The sequence below is a fragment of the Terriglobus sp. RCC_193 genome (assembly GCF_041355105.1).
In the GTDB taxonomy this organism is placed as follows: domain Bacteria; phylum Acidobacteriota; class Terriglobia; order Terriglobales; family Acidobacteriaceae; genus Terriglobus.
Window position 1 is genome coordinate 1,629,454 of the sequence record NZ_JBFUPK010000001.1, and the last position, 11,930, is coordinate 1,641,383.

Genomic DNA, 11,930 nt, shown 5'->3' on the forward strand with positions numbered 1-11,930 from the left:
TCTGAAACGCAGGGTACTGCCATCGGCAGCACCCTATGGCTGTTAGAAGCTTAGTCGCAAAGCGAACTGCAGGACTCGTGGTGATCCAGCACCCGTGATCTTACCGAAGCTTGCCGTTCCAGCAGATACGGTCGCGTTTGGATTGTTCAGGTTTGCGCGGTTCAACGCGTTGAAAGCCTGCGCGTGGAATTGCAACCCCAAACGATCCGTCAGATGAAACGTCTTGGCCGCAGACGCATCCAGATTCAACGACCCCGGTCCACGCAGACTGTTACGTCCACTGTTGCCAAAGGTTCCCGTCGCTGCGGCCTGATAAGCAGCCGTATTGAAGTACTGCGTGATGCTGCTCACACCCGCTGGCCGGGCAGGATCGCCGACGCGATCGGCGTAGTCGCCACCGACTCCTGACAACGAACGGTCCGTTCCACTCAGCACGGTGAACGGAGTACCCGTCGCTGCATTCAGAATCGTGTTCACTTGCCATCCGTTGATAATCTGGCCAGCCCAAGGAGCAACATGTACCTTCGGAATGTCATAGACCAGCGCCAGGTTGTAACGAACCGTTACATCGTAATCAGCAGGTCCGCGTGAACTGTTAAGGTCGAAAGGATTGGCTGGTCCGGCATTGCCTTCAATCGCGCTCGATGTGTTGTCGATGATCTTCGCCCACGTCAGATTCGTCAGCACATGCAGACCATTTGAAACACGTCGTGTCACATTCACTTGCAGGCCGTTGTAATCGGAGTATTCATAGGAACTGGCGACTTCCATCGCGCCCACCCCCTGATAGATTCGGCGCGATTGTGTATTCGCCAGCGTGGCTCCCGGACCGTACACAGCAGGATTCAATTGCCGCGATCCCATCACATGTTGCACGTGGTTTCCAACATACGCAATCGATAGCGCAAGTGAATTTGTCAGCTGAGTTTCCACTGTGAAGTTACGATCCTGGATAGTCGCCACCTTTGAGTTCGGGTCAAGCACACCGCCTGATACCGGCAACGTAAACACATACGATCCGAAGTTACTTAACGGAGTCTTCGCACGCGGGAACGGGCTGCTGCTGCCCCAGATGTTGTCCCATGCATTGGCAGGGTTCGGTGTGGTCACCCCAAAGCTGCGAGGCTGCGTCTGATTAGTTCGTTGGTACAGCAAACCTTCTGGGAAGCCATAGAAGAGGCCATAGGCTCCGCGGAAAATTAACTTCCCTTTTCCGCCCACGTTGTATGCAAAGCCCACGCGTGGTCCAAAGTCCTTCCAGTTCTTCCGAAAGATCGAATCCTGTACTCCCTTATCGCCGAGAAACAACAGTCCAAGTGGCGCATTGGGCGCAATGATCGACTGCGCACCTGCCTGAAAACCTACCAATGCAGTGTTCAGATCGGTAGGAGGAAGCCACGGGTCCCAACGAAGCCCTGCGTTGATCGTCAGGTCACGATTAACTTTCCAATCATCTTGCACATACAGATCGGGCCGGTTCTCCCTCAGGTACATGGTTCGTCCATTGTCCTGCGAGAACGATGACTCATATCCCAGATAAAAATCGGCTACGGCGTTGCCACTGCTGCGGAATCCGGTTGGCAATGTTACTCCGCTGGGTGCCGCTGTCCGCGCACCACTGAATGCGTTGTCACCTGGAACATAGGAATAGTCGTTTGCGTTGATGCGCGAACGTTCCCAGCCTCCACCAAAGTTAATGGTGTGCGAACCCACAATCTTTACAAACGTAGCCTTGTACTCAAACGTCGTTGCTGCCTGCTGCAACGTTCCGCCAGAAAAGATGTTGACGAAGCCGGAGATGTTGGCACGGATACCAGGGAAGAGTGCGAGCGGCGTACCTAATGGAACCTGCTGTCCAAGGTCTTGCAGCGATTTCAACCCGGGAGCCTGCGGCACCTGGGTGCGTGCGAAGCGTCCTGCTGCAGCGGAAAATGTTCCCGTAAAACTCGGGCTGAAGACATGCGTGTCGCTAATGACCAGCGACTGATTTCGAAATGCGTTCGCCGCAAAAAATCCAGTCGGCGCGGTGAAGGACCGTTGGAAATTGTTCTGGTTATAAAAATAGCGACCGCTCAGATGGTTATTCGCCAAAAGCTGGTGATCCACCTTAACCGTGTACTGCGTGTTGCTGATGTTCTGATTCGGACTCAGCGTGACACGACCGGTGGAATCAGGATTCAGGCCAGCGAGATAGTTTTTATATACGGCCTGCGAAAGAGCGCTAGCACCGGTGGTGATGATATTGCCAGCATACGGTTGGCCGGTCGTCGGGTTATAGAGTTGCGTGCCTGCGGATGTAAGCGCGCTGAAGTTACCATTCATCTGCGCGACAGTGGGAATAACAAACGAAACGGGATTTACAGAAGCACGCTGCTCCTGATCTTCTGCGGCAAAGAAGAAGAACGTCTTGTCATGAATGATCGGGCCACCCACCGTTCCACCAAACTGGTTCAGCTTGAAGGGTGGCTTGATTGGACGCCCTGCGGAATCGCGTGCCGGAAAACGGTTATACGCATTCAACACAGTGTTGCGCAGATACTCATATGCCGTGCCGTGAATCTGATTGGTACCCGACCGTGTCGAGAGCTGCACCAACGCACCTGCACCGGGAAACTCCGCGCTATAGTTTGATGACTGAATCGTAAATTCCTGGAGTGCGTCAGGATTGGGCAAGGTCGGAACAGAATCGAAAAAACGATTGTTATAGATGGCATTATCGAGCAGATAAGTGCTCTGCGTGGGACGCAAACCATTCACCGCCAGGCCAACATTGTCCTGCTGTCCTGCTTCCGTACCAACGCTGGTGAGCGTGGTTCCTGGCGTTAGCGTCGTCAACTGAAGGGCGTTGCGACCATTTAATGGCAACTCCGATATCTGTTTTGCATCAATCGTTGTCTGCACCGCAGAGTTCGCAGTCTGCAATTGAGCTGCTTCAGCCGTTACTTCAACCGTCTGTGATGCTTCGCCGTTAAGTAAGGTGAACGGCGCATCGATTACCTGTCCCGTCAGCAATACGACGCCGGTACGTTGCTGTGTACGGAATCCTTCCTTGGTGATCTGCACAGAGTAGGAACCGATCGGCAGATCTGGAAAGACAAAGATACCTAACGAATTTGACTTCACCGAACGGGAAACACCTGTGCCTGTGTTCGTAACAACCACGCCCGCATCCGGGACTAACGCTCCAGTGCTATCCAGCACCGTGCCACGAAGAACACCAACCGCCTGCGCATACATGTGTGCAGCGGGAGCAAGTGAAAGAACAGCGAGAACAGACAAGGGAATACGACGTGTCATCATTGGAACCTCCAATTGGTTCATAAGCCTGTCTTGCGTCAAGACAGATGTGCGAAGACGCCGTCAATGCGGCGCTCCTGCGATATCAGTTGTGTAGGAAGAGTGGAAAACTAGAGACAACAACAACAGCGATAGCGGCATAGAGCCGCCGCGCCATCGAGGCAGGCGCCGCAAAAATGTACGTATGGATTTTCGGAGAGCGAAAGAACAGAGTGCAGCATCACGAGGCTACCGCCTTATACAAGCTTCGGTACACAGGCACATCCACCAATGAGCCCTCAATCTTCGCACCAGTAGGCCATGCATTCGTCTGTGCGCTAAAACGCAGACTCCGCTGAACCTGTATCCAGGCTGCAGAAGGAGCCATAGTCATTGCACCCAGTAGCGATATCATTTTGCGTCGAGAGAGTGTCATCGGGTCTCCTGTAGCTGGCGATATGCGGGTGAACCGAGTAAGAACAGTGCTGCCGCACCCATCATGGGCATAATGCCAATCAGAAAGAAGACCGGCGTGTACGAAACGTGATCGACCAGGTAACCGGTAAGCAGAGGAAACAGCAACCCACTCAGCCCTGCAGCCAGGCCGGTAAAGCCGGTCACACGACCGACCTCACTCTCCGGAAACAGATCGGTGATCGCTCCAAACATGTTTGCGGATAAAAAGTTGTCTGCCAACATCGACACACCAATCAACAAGTAGGCGAGCAGCAGCCCCTTGGCAAACGGCACAAACAGACTCACAATGCAGAGCAAAGCGCTAAGGTACATCGTGATCCTGCGCACGGAATAGACCCGTAGCCCGCGCTTCTCAAGCGCACCGGCACTCCACCCGCCGGCAACTCCGCCAATATCTCCCAACACAAAAGGGATCCATGCCACATAGCCGATTCCACTCATCGAAACATGACGCTCATGGAACAGGTAGTTCGGAATCCAGTACCAATAGAACTGCATGACTGGCCCAATGAAGAAGCGGCACATCATGACGGCCCACACCGACCGCTGCGCAAACAACTCCCACACGCTGCGCTCCGGCTTCGTATCGCGGTGTTCTTCCTTCGCCGGGGGATTCCGATACAGCAACAACCACAACGGTACCCACAACAGTCCCAACGAAGCAGCCACCAGGAACGCCGAACGGTATCCATGACGTTGCAGTAGCCACACAATGATCGGTGGTGCAATTGTCGAACCAATCATGCTGCCGCTATTGAATATTCCAATCGCGAGTGTTCGGTTCTCCTTGCGGAACAGTTGAGTTAGCACCTTGATGCCACCAGAGTAATTGCCGCACTCCCCTGTGCCCATCCAGAGGCGCGCCAAACCAAGTTGAAATCCGCTCTTTGTAAATGCCTGCGCGCTGGTCGCCCCAGACCACCACAGCACGGCACCAGCCAGCACAATGCGCGCACCAAACCGGTCCATCAGCGCACCCATCGGCAATTCGCCTGTCATCATGCCGAACTGAAACGCAGACACAATGCGGCCATACGCTTCGTTGCTCAGATGCAAGTTCTGTCGCACCACCGGCGCCAGAACCGATAGTGTCTGGCGGTCGACGAAGTTCACCACCGTAATCGCAAACAGCAGTGCAAGAATCAGCCAGCGTCTGCGCTCGCTATAGCCGTGTCTTTGTGGCACGGTGCCCAACACTGCACTCATCCGTTTCGAACCGGCCGGAACTCATTGCCGACAAAATCTGCTGGATGACGATCATGAATCGACGCAGCAGGATCGCTGTGATGAATAGGCAGCAGCGGGAACAGCAGTTCCTTCACGCGATACGCCTCTTCAAGATGCGGGTAGCCAGACAGAATGAAACTGTCGATGCCCAGGTCTGCGTATTCCAGCATGCGTTGCGCTACTGTCTCTGCGTCGCCCACAAGCGCAGTGCCTGCACCACTCCGAACCAGTCCAATACCTGACCAGAGATTCGGACTCACTTCAAGATTCTCCGCGCTTCCCCGCACCAATTCCGCCATGCGACGCTGCCCTTCCGAGTCAAACTTTGCCAGACCTTGCCGCGCGCGCTCAACGACGTCCTTGTTGACGTAACGGATGAGGTCGTTTGCATCGCGCCATGCAGCCTCGTTTGTCTCGCGCACAATCACATGTAGGCGAATGCCAAAGCGCAGCGTACGACCCTGCTTCGCAGCAGCTTCACGAACTCGCGCAATTTTCTCCGCTACAAGTGCTGGCGGTTCACCCCATGTCAAATACACATCTACCTGGCGTGCTGCAAGCTCGATACCCGCATTGGAAGAGCCTCCAAAATATAGCGTCGGATGCGGTTGCTGCAGTGCCGGGTAATATACCCGCGCATCCTTCACATGCAGGTACTTGCCTTCAAAGCTCGATGTCTCACCTGCCATGATGCTGCGCCAGATTGAGAGGAATTCGTCTGTCACGGCATATCGTTCATCATGCGGCAGAAACACACCATCCGCAGCAGCTTCATGCGGATCACCACCGGTAACCACATTAATCAGCAGCCTCCCGCCGGAGAGGCGATCAAACGTGGAAGCCATGCGCGCCGCTACGGTTGGCGACATGATCCCGGGACGAATCGCAACCAGAAAGCGCAGCCGCTTCGTAGCTGGTAACAAAGCAGAAGCGATCACCCATGAGTCTTCGCACGAATTTCCTGTCGGTAGAAGAACAGAATGATAACCGAGGTTATCGACAGCTTGGGCAATCTGCGTGAGATACGCAAGGTCTGTGACACGTGAACCAACTTCGCTGCCAAGATACCGGCCGTCACCAGTAGTGGGAATGAACCATGAGATCTCCACGTTCTTAGTCCCTTTCATCAAGCTTTGATTGCGGAACACCCTGGCTCCAGTAAGACTTCAACGCGAGCAGTACCGGCACGGAAGCGGCAAGACCTGCATCCAATGGAGCATTCGGCACAGCCCCATTGGTAATTGCATCCAGAAAATTCCTGGTGTGCGAACGTTCCAGATTCTCCTTGGTATCGACACGCACTGGCGTTCCTTGCAACGGTGTATACACATACCCATCGCGAGCAACTTCGAGCAACCCTTCCGTTCCTTCAAACAAAACGGAAGGACGTTCATTTCGCAACGACAACACGGAACTCTCGAAGTTCAGATTCCAGTCCTTGTAACGGACAACCGCACTTACCGTGTCGGGGTTGTCACGGCCATCGTGCAGCTTATAAATCCCGCCAGTTGCAAATGCTGACTGCGGTGCTGCGTCATTCAGAAACCACTGCGCCACATCAACCCAATGCGTCAGGATATCCGCAAGCAGACCGTTGCCGTAATCGTGGAAGTAACGCCACGAATCGTAACGCGCTGTCTGATACGGAACATGTGGCGCCGGCCCAAGGAAGCGTTCCCAGTCCAGACCAGCAGGCTTCGGCGCATCCACAATCTTGCGGCGCTGCCAGGCAAAGTCATGCCAAACGGCACGCACCAACACAATCTGGCCCAACTTTCCGCTGTCGATGTATTCCTGTTTCGCACGCAGATAGGTCGCACCACTACGCTGCTGTGTGCCGCATTGCAGAACGTGCTTGCTCTGCTGAGCCGCATCGACAAGTGTTTGCCGTTCGTGCCAGCGATGCAGCGTCGGCTTCTCCAGGTAGACATGCTTTCCTGCCCCCAGCGCAGCCTTCGCTACAGTGACGTGAAGATGATCCGGTGTTGCAATCAAGACAGCATCCACGTCCTTGTGCGCCAGCAGATCTTCGTGCGCATTGAACGACGCAGGCTCCGGTAGTTCCGGTGCAAGTTGTGCAAGGACGCGCTTACGCGTTGCCTCATACGTGTCCGCGATGGCCACCAGTTGTGTGCGGCCATCCTGAAGGAAGCCCGCTCCCACGATGCGTCCCCGGCGTCCAACACCGATGATGCCCAGCCCAACACGGTTGTTCGCACCAATCACGTGCGCATACGACTTCGCGCTCATGGAGACTGCAGTTGCAGCCGTTACGCCAATAAATTCGCGGCGATTCATGCAGAGAACGCTCCCTTCAACGATTGCAGCGAAGTTTCCAGAACGGCGCGCCCTAGTTTCGTGCCATCTTCGCGTTCTTCTTCATTGATCACCCAGCCGTGCCAGTTCGCCTGCTTCAGAGCATTCGCAACCTGCCTCAGTGGGAACTTTCCTTGGCCGAGAGCGACCTGTTTGCCATCTACAAAATCGCGGAAGTGCAATCCCGTTAGTCGCGCCGCATGTTTCTGCACAAACGCTGGAAGATCTAAATTCGTGCGCGAGGCGTGGCCAATATCCATAAGGAAACTGACCTTCGCGGGATCAGTCTCCGCATAGAGCGTTTCCAACTCGAGCGCTCCATACTTCGCCTCCCACCAATGATTGTGATACGCCAGCTTCAGACCCAGCGTGGAGGCAAACTCACCTGCTGTATTCAGCGCTTCTGCTTTTCGCTTTAACTCATCAGCTGTCGCTGCGGGAGCACCGCTGAAAATCAAGCGCTGCGCCCCGGTCTCAGCACCTTGGTGCGCAACTGTTTCGTAGAAAGCCTTAGGCGGTACGTTCGTCAGTGAATCGTATTCCGGCAAAAAGATGTGGATGCCTAGAAAGGTAAGTCCTGTCGTCTCGATCTGCTTTCGCGCCGACGGCAAATCCTTTGACTGACCACGGAGGTTAATGAAGCCTGTCTCAAATCCGTCGTATCCAAGACTGCGAATCTGCGTGAGGGCATCCACAAACGTCTCGAAACGCGCAGGCTGGATTGCAAACGCATTGGTCTGCGCACCGTAGAAGGTCCGCGTCGACGAAGACGCGGGATCCAGTGCACGTGCAATGCCTTGACCAAAAGTACGTTGCAGAGATAGTCCGGCAACACTCGCAAGAGCTGAGCCGATGACGTGTCTCCGTGTAAAGGAAGATGCCATGAAAACCTCACCAAAGAACAGAGCCTCGGGGAAGAGCTCACGCCTCGTGTCGATAAAATGTAGGGATGAAAATTGGAAACTAAAAAATTGCGCGCAGGGGTTAGCGGCAACAACAGCTGCTGGGGGCAACTGGACAACACGGGAGGCCGATTTGTTCAACCGTGAGCATGAACTCATGCTATGGAGCATTGCTCCAACTGTCAAATGGGCTTACATCCTTTTCACGTTCGAGATTGACGAAGGCGAGTCCAATCCAGGATGCGGTCTGCCATCTCTCGTTTCGAACCACGCGGCAGCGGTAACTCAACATCCTGGGAGATGAGAATGCCTTCGTTTACATCAGCTTCAAACCCACTGTCTGCATAGGAAACATCGTTCGCGACAATCAGATCCGCGCCTTTTGCACGAAGCTTCCGCCTTCCTTCTTCAAGAACATTCTCTGTCTCAGCCGCAAACCCAATCACGATTGTGCCTGCATGCCGCTGCTCTACAACCTGACGAAGAATATCTCGAGTTGGTAACAGTTCCAGCGTCAGTGAGTTTTTCTTCTTGAGTTTCTCCGGTGCAGGACATGCAACCCGGTAGTCCGAAACCGCAGCAGCCATGATAACCATCGATGCTTCGGTCAAACGTCCGAGCACAATGGACTCCATCTCTTCCGCTGTCGTCACTCGGATCGATTCACATCCCGGAGGTGTTGGCACAGCCAGGGACGCACCCACAAGTATGACTCTTGCACCACGTTCCAACGCGGCATGGGCCAGCGCTACTCCCATCTTTCCGCTGGAACGGTTTCCGATGAATCGAACCGGATCAATGAGTTCACGGGTTCCTCCAGCAGTAATGAGGATTGTTTCGCCAACCAGGTCCTTCGTTCGCCCTGACGTGGCGAAGACGCGATCCGCGATCGCGCCGGGTTCTGCGAGCCGCCCCGCACCCACCATTCCGCAAGCGAGTTCACCACTTTCTGGTGAAACAATTTGGACGCCGCGCTGTTGCAACGTCTTCAGATTTGCCTGCGTTGCCGGGTGCTCCCACATATGAAGGTTCATCGCAGGTGCGACGATAATCGGGATCGTAGCGGCCAAAACGGTTGCGGATAAGAAGTCATCCGCAAACCCATGAGCCATCTTGGCGAGCATGTTTGCTGTAGCCGGAGCCACAACCAACACATCAGCATTCTGAGTTATCTGGATGTGCTCAATATCGAAATCTTCCCCGTCGGCTATAGAAGCTTCGCTGTGTGTGGTCTGCCACAGAGATGTCATTACCTGCGAACCGCTCAGTGCCGCGAAGGTCAGTGGCGTGACGAACCGCTCCGCATTTGCAGTCATCACGACCTGGACTGTCGCTCCGCGACGCTGAAGTTCACGGAGAAGTTCAGCCGCTTTGTAAGCCGCAATTCCCCCACACACACCAAGAATAACCTTCATGCGTTTGCTCCATCGATCCGCAACGTACAGTTGTCGATCAATCGCGTCGTGCCGATCCATGCTGCTACAGCAACGAGAGTTTCAGCAGGCAATGTATCTTCGTCGAGAGTTTCAAGCGTGTCTGGGTCGACTAAATCTGCGTAGTCGATTTTCAATACATTCGAATGCATAAGCTCTTTGCTCAGAGTCTCACGTATTACCGATGTACGACGCTCCCCTTGCCTCACAATATCCATCACGGCACGGAGTGACCGCGAGAGAGTCTCGGCTTCAATGCGTTCTGTTTCGCTGAGATAGCGATTTCTGGAACTCATCGCCAACTCGCTTGATTCACGGACCGTTGGACACACTACCAGATTCAGATCAAAATTCAGATCGCGCACCATCTTGCGAAGCACCGCAACCTGCGCCGCATCCTTCTCTCCAAAGAAAGCACAGCCTGGCTGCACAATGTTGAAAAGCTTCGCGACTACTGTGGCAACGCCACGGAAATGCCCCGGTCGAGATGCGCCATCCAACCGCGCGCCAATCACAGGAACATCCACAATGGTCTCCGTCCCCGGCGGATACATCTCCTCCGGGGAAGGCGCAAAGAGCAGATCAACGCCTTCCTGTTCCAACAACAGACAATCCTGCTGGAAGGTGCGTGGATAGCGTGCCAGATCTTCCGCAGGACCAAATTGCAACGGGTTGACGAAGATACTGACTACGGTGCGGTCACAGCTTTTCCGTGAGGCTCGAACCAATGAAAGATGCCCCTCGTGCAACGCGCCCATAGTAGGCACCAGGCCAATCGTCTGCTGTGCAGAACCACGCTGGTAAGCTTTGCAGGCGGCACGCATTGCCAGTGGGGATGAGATTATTTGCATACGGATACTTCCCTTTGTTTCGTGGAAGCAACATCACGTTCTGCGACTATCTCAGCCTTAGGCATGTGATAGCTCTCATGATCGTCGGGGAAGGTTTTTGCCATAACGGCATCACGAAAGTCCCTGATCCCCCGCTCCATTAACAACCGTCCATCTCCAAACGAACGCACGAACTTCGGCTTCCGTGTGAACGACAGAGAGAACAAGTCATGGAACACCAGAATTTGGCCGTCACAATCAGGACCGGCTCCAATTCCGATTGTTGGAATGGAAAGAAAAGCTGTAATTTCCGCAGCAAGCTCCCTGGGTATGCCCTCAAGCACTATCGCAATTGCGCCAGCCTCTTCGAGCGCCAGCGCATCATCGCGCAGACGCATTGCATCCATCTCTGAAAGTCCTTGCACGCGATAGCCACCCATGCGATGGACTGATTGCGGAGTCAAGCCAATATGTCCTACTACTGGCATTTCCGCCTGCGTTAACGCTTTCACGTGCGGTGCGTAAGCAATTCCACCTTCCAGTTTGACTGCTTCACTCCCGCACTCTTTGAAGAAGCGCAATCCGTTTCGCACTGCATCTTCAATTGAGACTTGATAACTGCCGTAAGGCATGTCCACCACCAGCAGCGCGCGCTTCGTTCCCCGCCGCACAGCACGTGCATGATGCAACATGTCGTCCATCGTGACGCGGAGCGTATTGTCGTATCCGAGAACAGCTGTGCCCAGGGAATCGCCCACAAGAAGCATGTCGATTCCTGCTTCATCCGCAAGTCGAGCGGTCGGATAGTCGTAAGCGGTAAGTGCTGTAAGGGGTGTGAAAGCGCGTTTGCTTTGCAGCAGCGTTTGCGGCGTGACTTTTGTCGCTGCCGCAGGACGCAGAGCGTCCTTGGTCTCTGTCTGACTCATCTCTACTCCAGTGCCACTCCGTCCCATGTGCGGATGCAGCCCGTACAGCAAGTATAGTCGCTGGCACCAGGAAGGCTCAAAAGCTCCCTTGCGGCTAGAGTCTTTTGCCTGCGCGCCTTACACTTAACCTTGGCAGGCGACCGCTCACCATGCGGCGACAAGCCGGAGGGTTATGGAAGCAAGTGTGAAGATGATGAAGTCCAAGCTGCACCGTGCAACGGTGACACAATCGGATCTTCATTACGAAGGCAGCATCGGCATCGATACGGATCTTCTGGGTCAATCAGGCATTCTGGTAAACGAAGCGGTACATGTGTGGAACGTAAACACCGGCCAACGTTGGGAAACATATGCCATCCCTCAGCCAGCAGGCACGGGGGAAATTCAGGTGAACGGTGCTGCCGCAAGGCTCGCACAGGTAGGCGATGTCATCATCATTGCAGCATTCTCATGGATGACAGAAAGTGCTGCCAGGGAACACACTCCTCGTGTCGTTCTTTTGGATGAGAGCAACAAGCCTCTCCCTGGCGCATAAGAACCGGC

At 54.4% G+C, this 11,930-nt stretch carries 9 protein-coding genes; 1 reads left to right on the forward strand and 8 read right to left on the reverse strand.

What is annotated here, in order from left to right; genetic code table 11:
- Nucleotides 1-42: 42 nt before the first annotated feature.
- The 8 genes from AB6729_RS06840 to panB form a co-directional block, all read right to left on the reverse strand.
- A complete protein-coding gene (locus AB6729_RS06840; protein WP_371080830.1) occupies nt 43-3,300 on the reverse strand; it encodes a carboxypeptidase regulatory-like domain-containing protein in 3,258 nt (1,085 codons plus the stop codon).
- Nucleotides 3,301-3,708: 408 nt separating this feature from the next.
- Nucleotides 3,709-4,959 carry an MFS transporter gene (locus tag AB6729_RS06845; protein WP_371080831.1) on the reverse strand — a complete coding sequence of 417 codons (1,251 nt, stop codon included), beginning with the start codon at nt 4,957-4,959 and terminating at the stop codon, nt 3,709-3,711.
- A complete protein-coding gene (gene ssuD, locus AB6729_RS06850; protein WP_371080832.1) occupies nt 4,956-6,107 on the reverse strand; it encodes an FMNH2-dependent alkanesulfonate monooxygenase in 1,152 nt (383 codons plus the stop codon). The genes AB6729_RS06845 and ssuD overlap by 4 nt, the downstream gene beginning before the upstream one ends.
- On the reverse strand, nt 6,094-7,278 hold the full coding sequence (locus AB6729_RS06855; RefSeq protein ID WP_371080833.1) for a Gfo/Idh/MocA family protein: 1,185 nt from the start codon (nt 7,276-7,278) through the stop codon (nt 6,094-6,096). Before AB6729_RS06855 ends, ssuD begins: the two co-directional genes overlap by 14 nt.
- Entirely contained in the window at nt 7,275-8,180 is a 906-nt protein-coding gene (locus tag AB6729_RS06860; RefSeq protein WP_371080834.1) for a sugar phosphate isomerase/epimerase family protein, read from the reverse strand. The genes AB6729_RS06855 and AB6729_RS06860 overlap by 4 nt, the downstream gene beginning before the upstream one ends.
- A 221-nt stretch (nt 8,181-8,401) precedes the next feature.
- Nucleotides 8,402-9,613: a bifunctional phosphopantothenoylcysteine decarboxylase/phosphopantothenate--cysteine ligase CoaBC gene (gene coaBC / locus AB6729_RS06865; protein ID WP_371080835.1), complete on the reverse strand. Its 1,212-nt coding sequence runs from the start codon at nt 9,611-9,613 to the stop codon at nt 8,402-8,404.
- The gene (gene panC / locus AB6729_RS06870) at nt 9,610-10,482 is read right to left on the reverse strand and encodes a pantoate--beta-alanine ligase (protein WP_371080836.1); all 873 of its coding nucleotides are present in this window, start codon (nt 10,480-10,482) and stop codon (nt 9,610-9,612) included. Before panC ends, coaBC begins: the two co-directional genes overlap by 4 nt.
- Nucleotides 10,473-11,387 (reverse strand): 3-methyl-2-oxobutanoate hydroxymethyltransferase, encoded by a 915-nt coding sequence (gene panB / locus AB6729_RS06875; protein WP_371080837.1) that lies wholly within the window; start codon nt 11,385-11,387, stop codon nt 10,473-10,475. Before panB ends, panC begins: the two co-directional genes overlap by 10 nt.
- A 190-nt stretch (nt 11,388-11,577) precedes the next feature.
- On the opposite strand from panB, the gene panD reads away from it, so the two are divergent.
- On the forward strand, nt 11,578-11,922 hold the full coding sequence (gene panD, locus AB6729_RS06880; RefSeq protein ID WP_371080838.1) for an aspartate 1-decarboxylase: 345 nt from the start codon (nt 11,578-11,580) through the stop codon (nt 11,920-11,922).
- Nucleotides 11,923-11,930: the final 8 nt, after the last annotated feature.

Excerpts from the sequence above, each read along its gene's own strand:
- AB6729_RS06840 (WP_371080830.1), bottom strand. The coding sequence starts at position 3,300 with ATGATGACACGTCGTATTCCCTTGTCTGTTCTCGCTGTTCTTTCACTT.
- AB6729_RS06845 (WP_371080831.1), bottom strand. The coding sequence starts at position 4,959 with ATGAGTGCAGTGTTGGGCACCGTGCCACAAAGACACGGCTATAGCGAG.
- ssuD (WP_371080832.1), bottom strand. The coding sequence starts at position 6,107 with ATGAAAGGGACTAAGAACGTGGAGATCTCATGGTTCATTCCCACTACT.
- AB6729_RS06855 (WP_371080833.1), bottom strand. The coding sequence starts at position 7,278 with ATGAATCGCCGCGAATTTATTGGCGTAACGGCTGCAACTGCAGTCTCC.
- AB6729_RS06860 (WP_371080834.1), bottom strand. The coding sequence starts at position 8,180 with ATGGCATCTTCCTTTACACGGAGACACGTCATCGGCTCAGCTCTTGCG.
- coaBC (WP_371080835.1), bottom strand. The coding sequence starts at position 9,613 with ATGAAGGTTATTCTTGGTGTGTGTGGGGGAATTGCGGCTTACAAAGCG.
- panC (WP_371080836.1), bottom strand. The coding sequence starts at position 10,482 with ATGCAAATAATCTCATCCCCACTGGCAATGCGTGCCGCCTGCAAAGCT.
- panB (WP_371080837.1), bottom strand. The coding sequence starts at position 11,387 with ATGAGTCAGACAGAGACCAAGGACGCTCTGCGTCCTGCGGCAGCGACA.
- panD (WP_371080838.1), top strand. The coding sequence starts at position 11,578 with ATGATGAAGTCCAAGCTGCACCGTGCAACGGTGACACAATCGGATCTT.